The sequence below is a fragment of the Paracoccus versutus genome (genome assembly GCF_029909795.1).
GTDB classification, from domain to species: Bacteria; Pseudomonadota; Alphaproteobacteria; order Rhodobacterales; family Rhodobacteraceae; genus Paracoccus; species Paracoccus versutus.
On record NZ_CP038197.1, the window covers coordinates 2,137,915 to 2,158,187 of the forward strand.

18 protein-coding genes are annotated in these 20,273 nt (G+C 68.3%); 6 read left to right on the forward strand and 12 right to left on the reverse strand.

Annotated elements, in window-relative coordinates; all coding sequences use genetic code 11:
- Positions 1 to 10: 10 nt before the first annotated feature.
- The 7 genes from E3U25_RS21860 to E3U25_RS21890 form a co-directional block, all read right to left on the reverse strand.
- Positions 11 to 1,117, reverse strand: coding sequence for a helix-turn-helix transcriptional regulator (locus E3U25_RS21860; protein WP_116223069.1), 1,107 nt, complete (start codon positions 1,115 to 1,117; stop codon positions 11 to 13).
- Between the two features lie 198 nt (positions 1,118 to 1,315).
- Complete coding sequence (locus tag E3U25_RS21865) at positions 1,316 to 1,921, reverse strand: hypothetical protein (protein WP_116223068.1); 606 nt, start codon at positions 1,919 to 1,921, stop codon at positions 1,316 to 1,318.
- 161 nt (positions 1,922 to 2,082) lie between these two features.
- Positions 2,083 to 2,757: a Crp/Fnr family transcriptional regulator gene (locus E3U25_RS21870; protein WP_036751943.1), complete on the reverse strand. Its 675-nt coding sequence runs from the start codon at positions 2,755 to 2,757 to the stop codon at positions 2,083 to 2,085.
- 93 nt (positions 2,758 to 2,850) lie between these two features.
- A complete protein-coding gene (nagA, locus tag E3U25_RS21875) occupies positions 2,851 to 3,975 on the reverse strand; it encodes an N-acetylglucosamine-6-phosphate deacetylase (protein WP_116223067.1) in 1,125 nt (374 codons plus the stop codon).
- Positions 3,975 to 5,000, reverse strand: coding sequence for an SIS domain-containing protein (locus E3U25_RS21880; RefSeq protein ID WP_116223066.1), 1,026 nt, complete (start codon positions 4,998 to 5,000; stop codon positions 3,975 to 3,977). The genes nagA and E3U25_RS21880 overlap by 1 nt, the downstream gene beginning before the upstream one ends.
- A complete protein-coding gene (locus tag E3U25_RS21885) occupies positions 5,000 to 5,767 on the reverse strand; it encodes a GntR family transcriptional regulator (protein ID WP_036751936.1) in 768 nt (255 codons plus the stop codon). Before E3U25_RS21885 ends, E3U25_RS21880 begins: the two co-directional genes overlap by 1 nt.
- Positions 5,767 to 6,600, reverse strand: a complete 834-nt coding sequence (locus E3U25_RS21890; protein WP_072461080.1) for a glucosamine kinase nucleotide-binding domain-containing protein — start codon at positions 6,598 to 6,600, stop codon at positions 5,767 to 5,769. The genes E3U25_RS21885 and E3U25_RS21890 overlap by 1 nt, the downstream gene beginning before the upstream one ends.
- Between E3U25_RS21890 and E3U25_RS21895 the strand changes: the two genes are divergently transcribed.
- From E3U25_RS21895 to E3U25_RS21920, 6 genes are all read left to right on the forward strand, one after another.
- Positions 6,599 to 6,757 (forward strand): hypothetical protein, encoded by a 159-nt coding sequence (locus E3U25_RS21895; protein ID WP_166435616.1) that lies wholly within the window; start codon positions 6,599 to 6,601, stop codon positions 6,755 to 6,757. The two genes, E3U25_RS21890 and E3U25_RS21895, sit on opposite strands and share 2 nt — an antisense overlap.
- Complete coding sequence (locus E3U25_RS21900; protein ID WP_116223065.1) at positions 6,754 to 7,632, forward strand: N-acetylmuramic acid 6-phosphate etherase; 879 nt, start codon at positions 6,754 to 6,756, stop codon at positions 7,630 to 7,632. The genes E3U25_RS21895 and E3U25_RS21900 overlap by 4 nt, the downstream gene beginning before the upstream one ends.
- A 48-nt stretch (positions 7,633 to 7,680) precedes the next feature.
- Entirely contained in the window at positions 7,681 to 8,940 is a 1,260-nt protein-coding gene (locus E3U25_RS21905; RefSeq protein ID WP_036751928.1) for an ABC transporter substrate-binding protein, read from the forward strand.
- Positions 8,941 to 9,091: 151 nt separating this feature from the next.
- Positions 9,092 to 10,009 (forward strand): carbohydrate ABC transporter permease, encoded by a 918-nt coding sequence (locus E3U25_RS21910; RefSeq protein ID WP_036751925.1) that lies wholly within the window; start codon positions 9,092 to 9,094, stop codon positions 10,007 to 10,009.
- Between the two features lie 10 nt (positions 10,010 to 10,019).
- A complete protein-coding gene (locus E3U25_RS21915; RefSeq protein WP_036751922.1) occupies positions 10,020 to 10,859 on the forward strand; it encodes a carbohydrate ABC transporter permease in 840 nt (279 codons plus the stop codon).
- Between the two features lie 25 nt (positions 10,860 to 10,884).
- Positions 10,885 to 11,877: an ABC transporter ATP-binding protein gene (locus E3U25_RS21920; protein WP_036751919.1), complete on the forward strand. Its 993-nt coding sequence runs from the start codon at positions 10,885 to 10,887 to the stop codon at positions 11,875 to 11,877.
- Here the strand turns inward: E3U25_RS21920 and E3U25_RS21925 are convergent.
- The 5 genes from E3U25_RS21925 to E3U25_RS21945 all read right to left on the reverse strand — a co-directional run bounded on the left by E3U25_RS21925 (position 11,874) and on the right by E3U25_RS21945 (position 20,136).
- A complete protein-coding gene (locus E3U25_RS21925) occupies positions 11,874 to 12,761 on the reverse strand; it encodes a cation diffusion facilitator family transporter (protein ID WP_072461077.1) in 888 nt (295 codons plus the stop codon). The two genes, E3U25_RS21920 and E3U25_RS21925, sit on opposite strands and share 4 nt — an antisense overlap.
- Positions 12,762 to 12,870: 109 nt before the next feature.
- Positions 12,871 to 13,128 (reverse strand): hypothetical protein, encoded by a 258-nt coding sequence (locus E3U25_RS21930; RefSeq protein ID WP_147304544.1) that lies wholly within the window; start codon positions 13,126 to 13,128, stop codon positions 12,871 to 12,873.
- 175 nt (positions 13,129 to 13,303) lie between these two features.
- Positions 13,304 to 17,836, reverse strand: a complete 4,533-nt coding sequence (gene gltB, locus E3U25_RS21935; protein ID WP_114535038.1) for a glutamate synthase large subunit — start codon at positions 17,834 to 17,836, stop codon at positions 13,304 to 13,306.
- 14 nt (positions 17,837 to 17,850) lie between these two features.
- Positions 17,851 to 18,633, reverse strand: coding sequence for a hypothetical protein (locus tag E3U25_RS21940; RefSeq protein WP_243700100.1), 783 nt, complete (start codon positions 18,631 to 18,633; stop codon positions 17,851 to 17,853).
- A 9-nt stretch (positions 18,634 to 18,642) separates the two neighbouring features.
- Positions 18,643 to 20,136, reverse strand: coding sequence for an NAD(P)-dependent oxidoreductase (locus tag E3U25_RS21945; RefSeq protein WP_036751906.1), 1,494 nt, complete (start codon positions 20,134 to 20,136; stop codon positions 18,643 to 18,645).
- Between the last annotated feature and the right edge of the window lie 137 nt (positions 20,137 to 20,273).

The window sequence follows — 20,273 nt, forward strand, 5'->3', positions numbered from 1 at the left end:
GCCCCGCCGGTCAGCGACCCGGTTCGTCCCGGTCCTGCGGCGGATGGCCATGCGCCAGGTTGACGAGCTGGGTCTGGCTGTTGACCCCGGTCTTGACGAACAGCGCCTTTTGCTGGGTTCGCACCGTCTCGTGCGACAGCCCGGCCGCCTCGGCGATCTGCCTGAGGTTGAAGCCTTGCAGCAACCCGCCCAGCACCCTGCCTTCCGCGGCGGTCAGGTCATGGGCCAGGCGCAGCCGGTCGCGCTTTTGTTCAAGGTCCAGCCCGTGCAGCCCCGGATCGACCGCCAGCATGACGCAGGGGCCAAGCAGCAGTTCCGACAATTCGTCGCGGCGGATGCGGACCATGGTGATCGTGGCCTGCGCCGTCCTGAACTCTGCCAGCTTGCGCCCGGCGTGGTTGCGAGACAGCATCTCGCCCAGGCAGTCGTCGGCGGCCTGATCGACCAGCCCGACCGTGCCAAAGGGCGATTGCCGGACCGCCTGCCAAACCTTGTCCGAGAGTTGCGCGGCCGGCGACACCGGCAGGATCTTGCGATCCGCGCCGACGATCATCACCCCAAGGTCCAGCGATTGCGACAGCACCGCGGGCAGTTCCGCCAGCGCGCCCAGCCCCGAGCCACGGCGACACCAGGCCATGGCCCGGTGCAGATGTGCGGAAATCCGGTTGAAGGTTTGCGACCATGCCTCGATCAGCGCGGACTGGCCCAGCGGGGCCATGATCGTCAGCGTCGCGGTGCCCGAACGCCGCGCATCCAGCAGCAGCCCCGCCGCCGTGTCCAGCCCCAGCGGCCTGAGGAAACCATCGTGGAATTCGGTGCGCAGCAATTCGTCATGCGGCACCAGCCGATGCGCCGGCATGGACTGGCGCGACTGGGCCGCCATCGCCCGCTCCATCCAGGGGTTGCGGTGGGTATAGTAGTCCACATATTCCGCCAGCGCTTTTTCCGGCGCGCTGTTGTGCAGGATGGAGCAGCTGCCGTCGGCGCCCTGGTAGAACATCGCCCCCATGCCGCCCGGCGTTGCGCGCTCGATCTCGGCCAGGAAGTCGCGCCAGCTGCGCTCGCCCAGAAGGATCGCATAGATCAGGTCGGTCAGCCGTTCCTCGATGCCGTTCATGGACCGCCTGAAATGCCCCGCCTGCCTCTTGCTTTGCAGCCCTTGCCGCGGGCAGGGGGCGGGCCTTGTCCGGCCCGCGCATCCGACCCGGACGGGAATGCCGGGGTCGATGTTATTTTCGGATCCGCCCAGGTCAAGCGCCGATACCGGGCAAGGCCATGTTTTGGCCGCATTTTCGACAGCGCCGCGCCCCGCCGGCTACGCGGGGCAGCTGGCCATCCACCCGTCCGGGGCATAGGCACAGGACTGATTCGCGGTCTGCCTTGCCTCGCTGGCCAGGCGGCGGGTGTCCTGCAAGGCGGTCGGGATGCTGGCGACGCATTCGGCGTCCCCGGCCGCCCTGGCCTCGGCCAGGCAGGTTTCCAGCACCGCGATGCCTCTGTTCGCGCCGCACCATGCCATCTTGGCCGAGACATGGACCGAGCTGCCGCCATGCGCGCCCAGGGCGAGCAGCCGGTCGGAATAGTCGCGAAGCCGGCTGCTTGCCGCGCGGCCTTGCGGCCGCTGTTCGCATTTCCCGGTGCCGGGCCGGGATGCGCCTGCCGAGGCCGCAGCGGGCGTGTCCAGCGTGGCGGTTGCGCTTTGGATCGGCGACCCCGTGGCGGCGGGCGCAGCCTCGGCCGCCGAACGGCGCTGGGCGGCATCGTTCAGGCTGGCGGTCGCGACCTGAAGCCCGGCGTCGCGATAGGCATCCCCGCCGAAGGCCGCCCCCGGCAGGCCCACGGCCGCGGTCATCTCGCTCTGGTTCACCTGGTCGGCGGTTGCGGGGTCCGGCCCGGAGGTGTCGCAGGCCGACAACAGCATCAAGGGCGCCAAGGCACTGGCAAGAGCAAAGCCGCGGTGCGTTTCAACCTTTCCATGGAAAGCAATGCACCGTCGCTATCGCGCAACCGCCGGCGGACCTTCACCCGATGGGGCGAGGGCCGGCGCGGCGCGCGGTGATTTCCAATGCCGGGGGCGGCGGGTCAGTCCATGGCCAGCATGCGCAATTCGGCGATGTCGGCGATGGTGGCCTTGTCGGCCTCGACCTCGACGCCGTGCTGGCGCAGCCGGGCGAAGGCGCGCGACAGGCTTTCGGGCTGCATGCCCAGGTGCCCGGCGATCAGGCGCTTGTTATAGGGCAGCCGGACTTCGGCCGGGCCGGCCACGGCATCCGACAGGTCGGCCAGGAACTGCGCCACCCGCTGCACCCCGGTATGGGCCTTGAGCTTTTCGATCTGGTCCACCAGCCCTTGCAGATGCACGAAGGTCGAGGCGAGCAGGCCGATGGCGAATTCCTGATTCTCCAGCAGAAGCTGGCGCAGCCGCGCCCCGTCGATCTGCAGGACCGTGCAGTCCGACACCGCCTCGGCCGAGACGGGATAGGGCGTGCCGCGCAGCGCCATCGCCTCGGCGAAGCTGCGGTTGCGGCCCAGGATCGCCACCACCGCCTCGGACCCGCCGGGGGTCAGCCGCGACAGCTTGATGAAGCCGTTCAGCACGATGAACACCGCCCGCGCCGGATCGCCTTGCAGGAAGATGGTCTCGCCCTCGCGATAACTGCGGCGCTGGGCGTCCTTCAGCAGCTTGTCGCGCACTTCGGGGGCCAGCCCGTTCAGCAGAACGGATTTCTTCACCGCCTCGGGCAGGGGGGCGTTCATCGCAGCCTCATCCTTGGTTTCGCGCGGGGCCGAGTGTCGCACGAGCGGCGGGCGAGGAAAAGACCGTGCGTTCCACTCGGCATTTGCCGGCCATCAGGGCGACAGCCAATGCTCGCGCAAGGCGAAATCGCGGTCCAGCAGCACCAGCTCGGCCGGCCGGCCGGGGGCCAGCGTGCCATGACGGTCCTGCAAGCCCAGCAGTTCCGCGGGAATGGCCGAGGCCATGCGCAGCGCGCGTTCGGGCGCGATGCCGACCTGGCGGACCAGCACGGCGACGGCCTGCGGCAGCGTCAGGTCGGCGCCGGCCAGCGTGCCGTCGGCCAGCGTCAACCGCCCATCGCGGCGCAGCACCTTGCGGCCGCCCAGTTCCATCTCGGTCAGATCGGTGCCGGCGAAGGCCATGCAGTCGCTGACCAGGAAGATGCCCTCGGGCCGCGCCCCCAGCGCCAGCCGCATCACCGCCGGATGGACGTGGATGCCGTCGGCGATCAGCCCGGCGCCCGCCTCGCCGGCCAGCACCGCGCCCACCAGCCCCGGCGCGCGGTTGCCGATCTGGCTCATGGCGTTGAACAGATGCGTGGCGCAGCGGGCACCGGCGGCAAAGCCGGCCTGCGCCTGTTCGAAACTGCAATCGCTGTGGCCCAGGCTGACCACCGCGCCGGCTCCGGCAAGGGCGGCGATCTGCTGCGGGCTTGCCGCCTCGGGCGCCAGCGTCACCATCAGCGCCGGCAATTGCCGCGCGGCCTCGCACAGCCGGTCCAGGTCGTCCTCGGCCATCGGCCGGATCAGCGCCGGGTCGTGCGCGCCCTTGCGGCGCGGGTCGAGATGCGGCCCCTCCAGATGCAGGCCCAGGAAGCCCGGCACCTGTGCCTTGGCCGCCGCGATCCCCAGCGCGATGACATGGGCGGTGGCCGCGGGCGTGTCGGTGATCAGCGTCGGCAGCACCCCGGCGGTGCCAAGCGTGCGATGCGCGGCGCAGATGCGGCGCAGCCCGTCCAGGTCGGTCGTGCCGTCCAGCATCAGCCCGCCGCCGCCGTTCACCTGCAGGTCCAGGAAGGCCGGGGCCAGGATGCCCGTGACCGCCCGCCGCCCCTCGGCCGGGGCCTCGGGCTCGGGCAGGATGGCGGCGATCTCGCCCGCCTCGATCACCAGCGCATGACCGTCGAGGAAACGCGCGCCGTCGAAGATGCGGGCGCCGGTCAGGACCTCGCGCGCCATCACACCGTCTCCGTCACCTTGCGCAGATGCGGCGGCGTGTCGGGGTCGAAGCCGCGCCGCCGCGCCAAGCCCTCGATGAAGGCGTAGAAGCCGGCGATGGTGACAAGCGGCGCCACCAGCGGATGCAGGCCGGGGACCGAGGGCAGGGTGACGGCGCCGCCGACCTCGGTGCCGGTGACGAAGACATCCGCGCCCTGCGCCGCCAGCCGCTCGGCCGTGGCCTTCAGCTGGGGCAGGGCGGCGTCCTCGATCCCCAGCGCCAGTACCGGAAAGCCGGCCTGCACGATGGCGGCGGGGCCGTGCAGCACCTCGGCGGCCGAATAGGCCTCGGCATGGATGCCCGAGGTTTCCTTGAACTTCAGCGCCGCTTCGCAGGCGATGGCGAAGCTGGGGCCGCGGCCGAGGACAAAGGCCGACGATGCCCGTGCCAGCCGCGCCGACAGCGGCGACCAGTCCAGCGCCACGGCCTGCGCCAGCCCTTCGGGCAGGGCGGCGACGGCGTCTTGCAAGGCGTGATCCTGCCGCCATTCCGCCAGCAGCGACAGGCCGGCCAGCACCGAGCAGACGAAGGTCTTGGTGGCGGCGACGCTTTTCTCCTCGCCCGCCTGCAGGGGCAGGCAATGGGCCGAAACCTGCGCCATCGGGCTGTCGGAGACATTGGTGATGGCGATGGACAGCGCCCCGCCCTGGCCCGAGGCGCGCATCATCTCGACCCCGTCCGGGCTGCGGCCGGATTGCGAGATGCCGATGCAGGCCGCCTTGCCCAGCCGCAGGGGCCGGCGATAGATCGAGGCGATGGAGGGCCCGACCGAGGCGACGGGCACGCCTGCCTCAAGCTCGATGGCGTATTTCAGATAGGTCGCGGCATGGTCGGACGACCCCCGCGCCACCGTCACCACCAGGTCGGGATCCTTGCGGCGCAGGGCGCTGGCGGCATCCAGCACCGCGTCGCGCGAACGGTCAAGGAAACGGGCGGCGGCTTCGGGGATCTCGGCCACTTCGCGCGCCATATGCGTCTGGCTCATCACGGGTTCCTTTCGCCTTCCGGGGCAAGTTTCAGTTCCACGGCGAAGTCATAGGCATCGCCGCGATAGAGCGAGCGGGTGAACTCGACCACCTTGCCCGAGGGCAGGTAGGAGATGCGTTCGATCCGCAGTCCGGCCACGCCGGGATTGACGCCCAGCAGCTCGGCGTCCTTGGCGTTCAGGTTCGCGGCCGAGATGCGCTGCACCGCCCGCACCGGCCGCAGCCCGCGGCCTTGCAGCACCGCGTAAAGCGAATCGGTGACGCCTTCGGGATCGGGCAGGATCGCTTGCGACAGCGAGGCGCGCTCGATGGCCAGCGGCACCCCGTCCGAGCTGCGCACCCGTTCCAGCCGCGCCACCTTTTCGCCGACGCCCAGCCCCAGCGCCATCACCTCTTCGGGGGCGGGGGCGTGCAGGCCGCGCGCGATCCAGCGGCTTTCGACGCTGCGGCCGCGCCGGGCCATGTCCTCGGTAAAGGATGTCAGCAGCGACAGCGCCTGTTCCAGCTTTTCGACCCTGGGCGCGACGAAGGTGCCCGAGCCGCGCCTTTGCACCAGCTGCCCCGAGGCGACCAGCTCCGCCACCCCCTTGCGCACGGTGACGCGCGACAGGCCGGTCATCGCCGCCAGCTCGCGTTCCGACGGCAGGCTGTCGCCCGGCTGCAGCCGCCCCGAGGCGATGGCCTCGGCGATCAGCCGGTGCAATTGCAGGTAAAGCGGGCCGCCGCCGGTTTCCTCGAAAGCCTCGGGGGTGAACAGCTCGCCCATCATGCCTCCTGCCGGGCCAGGTGCAGCGCGCCGTCGAGGCCCGAGCCCCTGGGCGGCTGGATGGGCCACAGCCCCTGCAGGCGGGCGGCGTAATGCGCGCCAAGCCCGCCCAGGAACACCACCGGCAGGTCGCGGCCGGCCTGCAAGGTGTCGATCATGGCGCGGATCTCGGCCACGGCCGCGGCAAAGATGCGCTCGCCCGCCGGGTCGGTGCCGGCGGTGATGCGCGGCGCGAATGCGGCGAATTCGGCGGGCCGGGCGCGGAAGCCGAAGGAGATCACCCCCTCGATCCCGCCCAGCTCGTCCAGGACGGCTTGCAGCAGCGGGCTCATCGGCGCGAAGCCGTCCTCGGCGCGCAGGGCCTCGGACAGAAGCGCCCGGCCCAGCACCGCGCCGCTGCCCTCGTCGCCCAGGACGAAGCCGCGCCCGCCATATTGCCGCATCTCGCCGCCGATCTGGACCGCAAAGACCGAGCCGGTGCCCATGGCGGCGACGATGCCGTCCCCGCCCCCCAGCGCGCCGGTGGCGGCAGTGACGGCATCGGTGACGATGCGCGTGCGGCGAAAGGGCAGCATGGCCTGCAGGCTGCGGGCGGCGGCGGTGACATTGGCGCCGGCCAGGCCCAGCACGGCGGTCAGTTCGTCCAGGTGGCCCCGCCCGGCGTCCTGAAGCGCGGCGCGGGCGGCGGCGAGGATATTGGCGCAGGCCCCCTCGGTCTCGACCGAGATATTCGCCGGCCCCGCTGCGCCCCGGCCGATGATCCGGCCCGAGCCGTCCGCGATGGCGGCGCGGCAGCCGGTCCCTCCTCCGTCTATGCCCAGGAAATATGACATGGCGACTCCCTTTGCAGGCAAGATACCAAAACAATACCAAATGGGAAGGGTTAATTTGAGTTTCCCCAAGAAACGCCGATTTTCGGCCTTTTTGAAGAAAGGGGTTTACAAGTGGTATTGTTTTGGCATTATCAACGGAACAGGGGGAATCACATGACCGCATCCGGCACCGAGGCAAGGCATCCGGCATCGACAGGGCTTCACGCGCGCCCCGGCGGCGACGTGCTGCGCATCCTGCTGGAGGCGCAGGTCGCGGCGCTGGCTGCGTTGCAGCCCGCCTTGCCGGCGCTGGAACGCGCGGCCGAGGCCGCAGCAGAGACGCTGCGCCGGGGCGGCAAGCTCGGCTATGCCGGGGCCGGTTCCTCGGGGCTGATGGCGCTGGCCGATTGCCTGGAACTGGCCGGCACCTTCGGCATCGCGCCCGAGCGCACGCCGATGATGTTCGCCGGCGGGACCGAGGCGCTTTTGCACCTGCAAGGCAGCGTCGAGGACGACCCGCGGCTTGCGCTGGCCGACCTGGACCGTTCCGGGCTGGCGGCGGGGGATGTGCTCTTGTGCCTCTCGGCCTCGGGGCGCACGCCCTATGCGCTGGCGATCTGCGCGGCGGCGCAGGAGCGGGGCGTGACCGTGGCCGGCCTAGCCAATGTGGCGGGCTCGGCCCTGCTGGAACGCGCCGACATCCCGGTGCTGATCGAGACCGGGGCCGAGGTGGTTTCCGGCTCGACCCGCATGGGGGCGGCCACGGCGCAGAAGGTGGCGCTGAACATGCTGTCGGTGCTGGTGGCGATCCGGCTGGGCCATGTCCATGACGGCTACATGGTCAACCTAGTGGCCGACAACATCAAGCTGGTGGACCGCGCCGCCCGTATCGTCGCCGCCGTGGCGGGGGTCGGGCGCGACGCGGCCGAGGCGGCGCTGTCGCGCACCGGCGGCGCGGTGAAGCCCGCGATCCTGGTCGCGCGCGGCATGGCGCCTGATATGGCCAAGGCGCGGCTGGCCGCAACCGGGGGCCTGCTGGCCCCGCTGATCTGATTGCAACCGGAGGGTCCGCGAGAGACCCGATGCCGAAGGGAGAAGACCATGACCAAGACCATCCGCCTGGCGCTGCTGGCCAGCACATTGCTGACCGGCGCCGCCTGGGCCCAGGACGTGACGCTGACCATCGAGAGCTGGCGCAACGACGACCTTGCCATCTGGCAGGAAAAGATCATCCCGGCCTTCGAATCGGCCAATCCCGGCATCAAGATCAATTTCGCGCCCTCGGCGCCGCCGGAATACAACGCGGTGCTGAACTCCAAGCTGGATGCGGGCTCGGCCGGCGACCTGATCACCTGCCGGCCCTTCGACGCCTCGCTGGAGCTGTTCAAGAAGGGCAAGCTGGCCGACCTGAGCGACCTGGCGGCGATGGCGAATTTCTCGGACGTGGCGAAATCGGCCTGGCAGACCGATGACGGCGCCCAGACCTTCTGCGTGCCGATGGCCTCGGTGATCCACGGCTTCATCTACAACAAGACCGCCTTCGAGGAACTGGGGCTGACACCGCCGAAGACCGAGGCCGAGTTCTTTGCCCTGCTCGACAAGATCAAGGAGGACGGCACCTATATCCCGATGGCCATGGGCACCGCGGACCAGTGGGAGGCCGCGACCATGGGCTACCAGAACATCGGCCCGAACTACTGGAAGGGCGAGGAGGGCCGCAAGGCGCTGATCGAGGGCACGCAAAAGCTGACCGACGAAGGCTGGGTCGCGCCCTTCCGCCAGCTGGCGAAATGGAAGGACTACCTGGGCGACGGGTTCGAGGCGCAGACCTATCCCGACAGCCAGAACCTGTTCACGCTGGGCCGCGCCGCGATCTATCCGGCCGGGTCTTGGGAGATCGGTGTCTTCGGCCCGCAGATCGGCGGTGCCTTCGAGATGGGCGCCTTTCCGCCCCCCGTCCCGGCCGAGGGCGACACCTGCCATATCAGCGACCATACCGACATCGCGCTGGGCATGAACGCGGCGACGCAGCACCCGGAAGAGGCGCGGAAGTTCCTGGAATGGGTCGGTTCGTCCGAGTTCGCCACGCTTTACGCCAATGCGCTGCCGGGCTTCTTCTCGCTGAATTCGGCGCCGGTCGAGATGGAGGATGCGCTGGCCAAGGAATTCGTCTCCTGGCGCGAGAGCTGCGAGCCCACCATCCGCTCGACCTACCAGATCCTGTCGCGGGGCACGCCGAACCTGGAGAACGAGACCTGGACCGCCTCGGCCAATGTCATCACCGGCACCGAGACGCCCGAGGCCGCGGCCGAGCGGCTGCAACAGGGCCTGGCCTCGTGGTACGCGCCGCAGCAGAACTGAGCCTCGGCCGGGCCTGACGGCCGGAAGTCAATGTGGCCGGGCCTGGTGGCCCGAGGTGAAATGTTGCCGGGCCTGGCGGCCCGGCGGTGGCGGGGGGCTTTCCGCCCCCCGCACCCCCCGAGGGTATTTTTCAACGGAGAAGGAGGGCGTCATGGCGCAGCGGAAAGCGTTTCGCTGGCATATCGCGGTGTTTCTTGCGCCCGCGGTGCTGGTCTATACCGCCATCATGATCGTGCCGCTGTTCGGGACGCTGAACCTGTCGCTGTTCAACACCGGCGAGGAGGGCCGCGTCTTCGTCGGCCTGCGGAATTTCGCCACGCTGTTCGGCGATCCGCGCTGGTCGGCGAGTTTCTGGAACGCGCTGGGCAACAACGCCTGGTTCTTCCTGGTCCATATGCTGGTGCAGAACCCGGTCGGCGTGGCGCTGGCGGCGCTGCTGAGTTCGCCGCGGCTGCGCGGCGCGGCCTTCTATCGCACCGCGATCTTCATCCCGACCATCCTGAGCTTCGTCATCGTCGGCTTCGTCTGGAAGCTGATCCTGTCGCCGATCTGGGGCATTGCGCCGGGCATGCTGGACGCCGTCGGGCTGAAGAGCCTGTTTGCGCCCTGGTTGGGCCGCGAGGGCACGGCGCTGACCACCCTGGCGCTGATCTCGGTCTGGCAATTCGTCGGCATCCCGATGATGCTGATCTATGCCGCGCTGCTGTCGATCCCCGACGAGGTGATCGAGGCGGCCGAGATGGACGGCGTCACCGGCTGGTCGCAGTTCTGGAAGATCAAGCTGCCGCTGATCCTGCCCTCGATCGGCATCATCTCGATCCTGACCTTCGTCGGCAATTTCAACGCCTTCGACCTGATCTACGTCACGCAAGGCGCATTGGCGGGGCCGAATTTCTCGACCGACATCCTGGGGACGTTCCTTTACCGGACCTTCTTCGGCTTCCAGCTGCAGATCGGCGACCCGCACATGGGCGCGACCATCGCCACCGCCATGTTCGGCATCATCCTGCTGGGCGTCGGCTTCTACCTGTTCGCCATCCAGCGCCGGCTGCGCCGCTATCAGTTCTGAGGGGAGAGCCATGAGCCAAGCCCGCCATTCCACCGCCCGCAGCCTGGCTGCCCATGCGGTGCTGATCCTCTATACCGTGATCGCGCTGTTTCCGGTCTTCGTCGTGGTCATCAACAGCTTCAAGAACCGCCGCGCGATCTTTGCCGATCCGCTGGCCGTGCCCACGGCGGAAAGCTTCGACCTGGTCGGCTATCGCACGGTGCTGGCGCAGGGGGATTTCCTGCTTTACTTCCAGAACTCGCTGGTCGTGACCGTGGCCAGCCTGTTCTTCGTGCTGCTGTTCGGTGCCATGGCGGCCTTCGCCCTGTCGGAATACCGCTTTCGCGGCAACATGCTGATGGGGCTTTACCTGGCCTTGGGGATCATGATCCCGATCCGGCTGGGCACCGTCGCCATCCTGCAGATGATGGTCGCATCCGGGCTGGTCAATACGCTGACGGCGCTGGTGCTGGTCTATACCGCGCAAGGGTTGCCGCTGGCGGTGTTCATCCTGTCCGAGTTCATGCGCGGCGTCTCGGACGACCTGAAGAACGCGGGCCGCATCGACGGGCTTTCGGAATACACCATCTTCTTCCGGCTGGTGCTGCCCTTGGTGCGGCCGGCCATGGCCACCGTCGCCGTCTTTACCATGATCCCGATCTGGAACGACCTGTGGTTCCCGCTGATCCTGGCGCCGAGCGAGGCGACCAAGACCGTCACCCTGGGCAGCCAGGTCTTCATCGGCCAGTTCGTCACCAACTGGAATGCGGTGCTGGCGGCGCTGAGCCTCGCCATCCTGCCGGTGCTGGTGCTTTACCTGGTGTTCTCGCGCCAGCTGATCCGCGGCATCACCGCCGGCGCCGTCAAATGATCCGTCTTGCAGCAAGGAGACCCCGATGGGAGCCCTGACCCTTACCCAAGTCACCAAGTCCTTCGGCACCACCCAGGTCATCAAGGGCGTGGACCTGGCGGTCGAGGATGGCGAGTTCTGCGTCTTCGTCGGCCCCTCGGGCTGCGGCAAGTCCACGCTTCTGCGCATGATCGCCGGGCTCGAGGACGTGACCTCGGGCGACGTGGCCATCGACGGCGCGCGGGTGAACGACCTGGCCCCGGCCCGGCGCGAGATCGCCATGGTGTTCCAGAGCTATGCGCTTTACCCGCATCTGACCGTGCGCGACAACATGGGGTTGGCGTTGAAACAGGCCGGCACGCCCAGGGCGCAGATCGAGGCGGCGACCGGCAAGGCGGCCGAGATGCTGGCGCTGGCGCATCTGCTGGAGCGGCGCCCGGCCGAGCTGTCGGGCGGCCAGCGCCAGCGCGTCGCCATCGGCCGCGCCATCGTGCGGCGCCCGAAGCTGTTCCTGTTCGACGAGCCGCTGTCGAACCTCGACGCCGCGCTGCGCGTGCAGACCCGGATCGAGATTGCCCGGCTGCATCGCGAACTGGGCGCGACGATGATCTATGTCACCCACGACCAGGTCGAGGCGATGACGCTGGCCGACAAGATCGTCGTATTGCGCGGCGGCGTGGTCGAGCAGGTGGGCCGCCCCATGGACCTTTACAACGATCCCGACAACACCTTCGTCGCCGGCTTCATCGGCAGCCCGCAGATGAATTTCCTGGACGCCGGCAAGCTGGGCCTGCGCTCGGCCCGGCTGGGCATCCGCCCCGAGCATCTGGTGCCGGGCGGCGGCCAGATCGGCGGCCGCGTCAGCCATGTCGAAAAGCTGGGCGGCGAGACGCTGGTCTATGTCGCATCCGAGGACCACGGCCTTTTGACCGTGCGGCTCTTCGGCGAGCAGGACTATGCCGTGGACGAGGTGGTCGGGCTGGGCTTCGAGCCGAACCGCGCCTTTCACTTCGACGCCGAGGGGCGGCGGCTGCGCTAGATCACCACAACGCCGGAATGCTTGGCCTTGTGTTCCGGCTCGACATGGATGGTGATGAACGCGCCGGGCAGCTTGCGCTTGAGCGCCTGTTCGATGCGGTCGCAGATGTCATGGGCGGCATCGACCGTGGTCTGGCCGTCCACCACCAGGTGGAAGTCGATGAAGGTGCGCGGCCCGGCATGGCGGGTGCGCAGGTCATGCGCCTCGATGGCGCCGATGGCGGTGTCCGAGATGGTGGCGCGGATCTCGGCCAGCGTGTCCTCGGAAACCGCCTCGTCCATCAGGCCCGAGAGCGAGCTGGCCATGACTTTCCAGCCCGACCACAGGATGTTCAGGGCGACCAGCGCCGCCAGCGCCGGGTCCAGCACCGCCCAGCCGGTGAGGACCGCCAGGGTCACGCCCGCCACCACGCCCACGGACGAGATCACGTCCGACAGGAGATGCCGCCCGTCGGCGACCAGCGCCGGCGATTTCAGCCGCCCGCCGCGGCTGATCAGCACCCAGCACCACAGCGCGTTCAGCACGCTGGCCAAACCGTTGACCAGCAGCCCTTCGAGCGGCGCATCCAGCATGCGCGGGTTCTGGAAACCGTGCCATGCCTCGCGCAGGATCAGCAGCGCGGCGACGATGATCATCACCCCCTCCAGCACGGCGCTGAAGAACTCGGCCTTGTGATGGCCATAGGGGTGGCCGCGGTCGGCGGGCTTGGCCGCGACCCGGATCGCGATCAGCGCGGCGACGGCGGTGGCGACGTTCACCGTGCTTTCCAGCGCATCCGACAGCAGCGCGACCGAGCCGGTCAGCCACCAGGCAAGCGCCTTCAGCGCCAGAACGACCAGCCCGACGAGGATGCTGCCGAAGGCGATCTTTTCGGTCGCAGACATGGGCGCTTCCTTTTCCGAATCCGTCGCGCCGGGGTTTTATCCGGGTTGGCGGCCAGGGCCAACCGGCCTTGCGGGAAAGTTGCGTGCTGCGGGAAAGGGGGCGCCCCGGTCAGGCCCGGAAGGTGCGTGCCGCCGGGTTGCCCGAACGGGGACGCGCAGCCCCGGCATAAAGATCCGAGGATTTTTCCAGCTGGCCGCGCTGGATCTGATGCGGTTCGGCCGGGATCCTTCTGGCCGCCCATGCGTCGGCGGCGAAAAGGGCGCAGACGCCCGCGCCCAGGAAGCCGAGGGCCGAGACCCACCAGGGCAAGCCCAGGATCATCGACAGGATTGCGGCTCCTAGGCTGGCCAGCACGCTTGTGAACATGATCCCCGTCGGCTCCACCAACTGAACAGTATAGTTCACATAGCATGCCCGAAGCGCGATTCAACGGAAGTGTTTCGGGTGGAGCGGCATTTGTCCGGATGGCCGGGGGTGCCGGTGGCCGGGATGGTCCCTGGCGCAGCTAAAGGAAAGGGGGCCCGCAGGCCCCCGATCCGTCCTATTCCGCCGGCACCGCCGCCAGATCCTCGACCGGGGCGATGGGATACTGCAGATGCGGCAGCATCTCCCTGGGGCAGACTTGCAGGAAGTTCGCCTTTTCGTCCTCCCAGTTCTGCAGGATCTCCTCGGCCCGGCGCGAGCGGGTCTCTTGGTGGTGCCGCTCGATCAGGTCGCGCAGCTGCTCTTCCCAATGTGCCTGCGTTACCGGGCACAGGACCAGCGTCTCGGCGTTGATATAGTCGCGCGCCAGCCCCTCCGGGTCGTAGAGATAGGCCATGCCCCCGGTCATGCCGGCACCGAAGTTCGCGCCGATCCGGCCCAGGATCACCGCGACGCCGCCGGTCATGTATTCGCAGCCGTTCGAGCCGCAGCCCTCGATCACCACCTTGGCGCCCGAGTTCCTGACCGCGAAGCGTTCGCCCGCGCGGCCGGCGGCGAAGAGATGGCCGTCGGTCGCGCCGTAAAGCACGGTATTGCCGATGAGGGTGTTCTCGGCCGCCTTCAGCGGGCTGCCCATCGGCGGGCGCACGACGATGGTGCCGCCGGACAGGCCCTTGCCGACATAGTCGTTGGCATCGCCCGAGACCTCGATCTTCAGCCCCGGCGCGGCGAATGCGCCCAGCGACTGGCCCGCGCTGCCGGTCAGCCGCACGGTCAGGTGATCGGGTTGCAGCTTGTTGCGCATGCCGAAGGTCTGCACGATCATCGACGAGGTGCGCGTGCCCACCGTCCGCTGCGTGTTCCTGACCGCATAGGAAAGCTGCATCTTCTCGCCGTCCGAGAAGAAGCGGCCGGCATCGCGGATGATCTCGGCGTCCAGCGTGTCGGGCACCGCGTTGCGCGGCTTCGAACGGTCGTAGACGATCTTTTCCGAGCCATCGACGGTGATGAGCAGCGGGTTCAGGTCCAGGTCGTCCAGCGACTTGTCGCCGCGGCTGACCTGGGTCAGCAGGTCGGCGCGGCCGATCACCTCGTCCAGCGAACGCGCGCCGATGCTGGCCAGGATCTCGCGCACCTCGGTGGCGTAGAAGGTGATCAGGTTCACCACCTTGTCGGCCGAACCGTTGAACATCGCGCGCAGCTTTTCGTCCTGGGTGCAGACGCCGACCGGGCAGGTGTTCGACTGGCACTGGCGCACCATGATGCAGCCCATGGCGATCAGGGCGGCGGTGCCGATGCCGTATTCCTCGGCCCCCATCATCGCCGCCATGACGATGTCGCGCCCGGTGCGCAGGCCCCCGTCGGTGCGCAGCGTCACCCGGTCGCGCAGGCGGTTCATCGCCAGCACCTGATGCGCCTCGGTCAGGCCCATCTCCCAGGGCAGGCCGGCGAACTTGATCGAGGTGGCCGGCGAGGCCCCGGTGCCGCCGTTGTGCCCCGAGATCAGGATCACGTCGGCCTTGGCCTTGGCCACGCCCGCCGCAATGGTGCCGACGCCCGAGCTTGCCACCAGCTTCACCGTGATCTTGGCGCGCGGGTTGATCTGCTTGAGGTCATAGATCAGCTGCGCCAGATCCTCGATCGAATAGATGTCGTGGTGCGGCGGCGGCGAGATCAGCGTCACGCCCTTGGTCGAATGCCGCAGCCGGGCGATCAGGTCCGTCACCTTCATGCCGGGCAGCTGGCCGCCCTCGCCGGGCTTGGCGCCCTGGGCGACCTTGATCTCCAGCTCCTCGCAGGCGTTCAGGTATTCGGCGGTGACGCCGAACCGGCCCGAGGCGACCTGCTTGATCTTGGCGCAGGGGTTGTCGCCATTGGGCAGCGGGTGGCTGTGGGCCGGATCCTCGCCGCCCTCGCCCGAGTCGGATTTCGCGCCGATGCGGTTCATGGCGATGTTCAGCGTCATATGCGCCTCGGGCGACAGCGCGCCCAGCGACATGCCCGGCGTCACGAAGCGCTTGCGGATCGAGGTGATCGATTCCACCTCTTCCAGCGGCACCGGCTTGCCCAGCGGCTTGATGTCCAAGAGGTCGCGGATATGGATCGGCGGGTTCGCCCGCATGGTCGCGGTGAACTGCTTCCAGATGTCGTAGGACGCCTTTTCGCAGGCCAGCTGCAACAGCCGCATGGTATTGGCTTCCCAGGCGTGCTTCTCGCCCGAGCGGCGCGCCTTGTAGAAGCCGCCCACCGGCAGCAGATCGACCAGGGCCGCGCGGAAGCCCTTGGCATGGGCCTCTTCCAGCTTGGCTTGCAGCCCGTGCAGGCCGATGCCCGAGATGCGCGACTGCATGCCGGGGAAATATTCCGCCACCATGGCGCGGGAAAGCCCCACCGCCTCGAAGTTCAGCCCGCCGCGATACGAGGACAGGACCGAGATCCCCATCTTGGCCATGATCTTCAGCAGGCCCGCGTCGATGGCCTCGCGATAGCGGGTCATGATGTCGATCAGGTTGCCGTCCAGCAGCCCGCGCTCGATCCGCTCGGCCAGGGTGTCCTGCGCCAGATAGGGGTTCACCGTGGTCGCGCCGCAGCCGATCAGCACCGCGAAATCATGCGGGTCCACGCATTCCGAGGCGCGCACGTTCAGCGAGCAGAAGGTCCGCAGCCCCTTGCGCGTCAGCCAGCTGTGCACCGCGCTGGTCGCCAGGATCATCGGCACGCCGACGCGGCTGGCCGAGATGCCCTCGTCGGTCAGGATGATATGGCCGTTGCCGGACCGCACGGCATCCTCGGCCTCGGCGCGGATGCGCGCCAGCGCCTCGCCCAGGGCATCGGCGCCGCCATCGACCGGGAAGGTGCAGTCGATCTGCGTCGCCTGGTCGCGGAACATGCGGGTCAGCTCCTCGAACTCGCCATTGGCGAGGAAGGGGCTTTCCAGCATGGTGATCTCGGCATGGGTCGAGCTTTCCTCAAGCACGTTCTTGAGGTTGCCGAAGCGGGTGCGCAGGCTCATCACCCGGCTTTCGCGCAGGCTGTCGATGGGCGGGTTCGTCACCTGGCTGAAGTTCTGCCGGAAGTAATGCGACAGCGGCCGGAACTGGCGCGACAGCACCGCGGGCGGCGTGTCGTCGCCCATCGAGGCCAGCGCCTCCTTGGCGTCCTCGGCCATCGGGACCAGCATCTGCTCGACCAGCTCGACCGTATAGCCGACGGCGATCTGGCGGCGGTGCAGTTCCTCGCCGACATGCAGCGGGGTCTCGGGCAGCTTGGCCATCAGCTCCGAGGGCTGGACGACCTTTTCCACCCAGTCGCCAAAGGGCTGGCTGGCCGCCAGGTGGTCCTTGATCTCGCGGTCGTGGTAAAGCTTGCCCTCGGCCATGTCGACGGCGATCATCTGGCCCGGACCCAGCGCGCCCTTTTCGCGCACGGCGGTCTCGTTCACCGGGACCATGCCGGCCTCGGAGCCCGCGATCAGCAGGTTGTCGCCGGTCACGACATAGCGCAGCGGCCGCAGCCCGTTGCGGTCCAGGCCGCCGCAGACCCAGCGCCCGTCGGTCATCGCCAGCGCCGCCGGCCCGTCCCAGGGCTCCATGATCGAGTTGCAATAGGCATACATGTCCGCCCAGGCCTTGGGCATGTCGGTGGTGGCCTTGGACCAGGCCTCCGGCACCAGGATGGTCTTGGTCATCGGCGCATTGCGCCCCGAGCGCACCAGCACCTCGAACACCGCGTCCAGCGCCGCGGAATCGGACGAGCCGCCGGGGATGATCGGCTTGATGTCCTCGGCCATCTCGCCGAAGGTCCGCGAGGCCATGCGGATCTCGTGGCTGCGCATCCAGTTCGAGTTGCCCTTGAGCGTGTTGATCTCGCCGTTATGGGCCAGCATGCGGAAGGGCTGCGCCAGCCACCATTGCGGGAAGGTGTTGGTGGAATAGCGCTGGTGATAGATGGCAAAGGCGGATTCGAAGCGCTCGTCCTTGAGGTCGGGATAGAACTCGGCCACCTGTTCGGCCAGCATCATGCCCTTGTAGATGATGCTGCGGCAGGACAGCGTGCAGATATACATGCCCGCGATCTGCGCCGCCACCGCCGCCTTCTCGATCCGGCGGCGGATGATGTAAAGCTCGCGCTCGAACTGCTCGTCGTCGATGTCCTTGTCGCAGCGGATCAGGATCTGCTCGATCTCGGGGCGGGTGGCATTGGCCTTTTCGCCCAGGACCGAGGTGTTCACCGGCACGTGGCGCCAGCCGTAGATGTAATGGCCCATGCGCAGCACTTCGGATTCCACGATGGTCCGGCAACGCTCCTGCGCGGCGAAATCGGTGCGCGGCAGGAAGACCTGGCCCACGGCGATCAGCTTGTCGTGGTCGGGCTCGTGCCCGGTGCGGCGCACCTGGTCGTAGAAGAAGGGCACCGGGATCTGCACATGGATGCCGGCGCCGTCGCCGGTCTTGCCGTCGGCGTCCACGGCGCCGCGGTGCCAGATCGCCTTCAGCGCGGTGATGCCGCTTTCCACCACCTTGCGGCTGGCCTTGCCGTCGATGCTGACGACCAGCCCGACCCCGCAGGACGAATGCTCGTCCTCGGCACGGTAGAGCGAATGTTCCGCCATCCAGTCGCGGCGGGCCTGTTCCTGCTGTTCCCAGCTCATCTGTTCACAGTCCTTCACGTCCGTGCCTCCTTCGTAAGCTGCCACAGGATGTCGGCGCCCTGGCCGCCCACCATCTGCAGGTCGCAATCATATTCCGGCTTGGTCGAGCCGAAGCCGGGCTGTCCGGGGAACGAGAACGTCACCGGGCTGTCGTTGGTCTGCTGCACGGCGCCGGTCCAGTCCTCGGAGGTCTCGACCCCGCCGTAGAACCGCCCCTGCGCGCGGCTGATGAATTGCTGGCCGCGGCGCTGGATCAGCACCTGGCCGGATTCGCCATAGGTGGTCAGCTCGAAGCGCGTGACCTCCAGCGTCACGCCGTCGATCTGCACCTTTTCGCCGGTCAGCTCGTCATGGCCCACATGGCGCAGCCGCTCGCCGCTGTTCGAGCGGGTCCAGAAATCGAAATCGTCGCGCCCGGTCTCCAGCAGCGTGCTGAACGAGGCATGGTCCTGCGCCTCGTCCTCCAGCAGGTCGGTCAGGCCGCTGCGCAGGTCGGTGCTTTCCATCCAGCGCGTCTCGCGGTCGATGCGCGATTGGAAGGTCGGGCCCTCGGGGGTGAAATAGGTCACCCGCTGGTCCCCCGGCGCATCCGAGCCGCAGCGATAATGCTGCGAAACGCTGCAACCGCGGTTCTGCACCGTGATCTCCAGCTTGCAGCCGGAAGGCGGGGTGAAATTCGCCGCCGCGGCGGGCAGGGCAGGAAGCGTCAGCATGGCTGCCATTCCTGCCGCCAGCGCCATGCCGCGCGCCATCGGCGCGGCGCCGGGTGCGGGGCTGGGGCGTGGTTGTCGTGCCATGGCCGCCCCCTATTCGGCCGCGACGCGGGCGGCACCCGACAGGTAGCCGGCGATGCTGTCGGCGGCCTCGCGGCCGTCGCGGATCGCCCAGACCACCAGGCTGGCGCCGCGCACGATGTCGCCCACGGCAAAGACGCCGGGCAGGCTGGTCTGGTGCGTCTGGTAATCGGCCTTGATCGTGCCCCAGCGCGTGACCTCCAGCCCATCGACGCCCCAAAGCCGCGGCAGTTCCTCAGGCTCGAAACCCAGCGCCTTGATGACCAGCTCGGCCGGCTCGTCGTAATCGGCGCCCTCGATCAGTTCCGGCGACTGCCGGCCCGAGACATCGGGCTGGCCCAGCCGCATCCGCTGCACCCGCACGGCGCTGATGGTCGGGATCTCGCCGGTGTCGTCGACGTCGCGTTCCTGCGCGACCATCGCCTCGCCGGTGACATGGCCGGTAAAGGCGCCGGGGGCGGACAGCCAGACGAACTCGACGCCCTCTTCCTCGGCGTTCTGCACCTCGCGCTGGCTGCCGGGCATGTTGGCCCGGTCGCGGCGGTAAAGGCATTTCACCGATTGCGCGCCCTGGCGGATCGCCGTCCTGACGCAATCCATCGCGGTGTCGCCGCCGCCGATGACCACGACGCGCTTGCCCTTGGCGTTCAGCTCGCCATCCTCGTAATCGGGTATCTCGTCGCCCAGGTCCACCCGGTTCGAGGCGGTCAGGTAATCCAGCGCCCGCACCACGCCCTTGGCGGCGGCATTGTCGATGTCCAGGTCGCGGGTCTTGTAGACGCCGGTCGCGATCAGCACCGCGTCATGCTTGCCGCGGATGGCATCGAAGCTGATGTCCTCGCCGACATTGACGTTCAGCACGAAGTCCACGCCGCCCTGGGCCAGCTGCTCGGTGCGCCGCTCGACCACCTGCTTTTCCAGCTTGAAGCCGGGGATGCCATAGATCATCAGCCCGCCGGCGCGGTCGTGGCGGTCATAGACCGTGACCTGGAAGCCCATGCGGCGCAGCCGGTCGGCGGCGGCAAGCCCGCCGGGCCCGGCGCCGATGATGCCGATGGATTCCGGCCGTTCCTGCATCGGCACGACCGGGGTGATCCAGCCCTGCTCCCAGGCGGTGTCGGTGATGTATTTCTCGATGGCGCCGATGGTGACGGTGCCGTGGCCGGACTGCTCGATGACGCAATTGCCCTCGCACAGCCGGTCCTGCGGGCAGATGCGGCCACAGATCTCGGGGAAGGTGTTGGTCTCCTGGCTGCGCAGATAGGCTTCCTGCGTGCGGCCCTCGGCGGTCAGGCGCAGCCAGTCGGGGATGTTGTTGTGCAGCGGGCAATGGCTCTGGCAATAGGGCACGCCGCATTGGCTGCAGCGGCTGGCCTGTTCCTTGGCCTTGGCCTCGGCGAACTCGCGATAGATCTCGTGGAAATCTTCCGAGCGGGATGCCGCGTCACGCTTTTCGGGCATCTCGCGCCCGATGGTGACAAATTTGAGCATCTTCTGCGTGGCCATGGCTGCGCGTCCTTCGATGACGAGGGTGTTCACAGCCTGATAAGACAGGCTGCCGTCAAAGAAAAGTCAGCACAGTTGACCTAATTAACGATTCTTCCGATCCGCCTTCACTTTTTCATGCTGCAAATGCGAAAAAT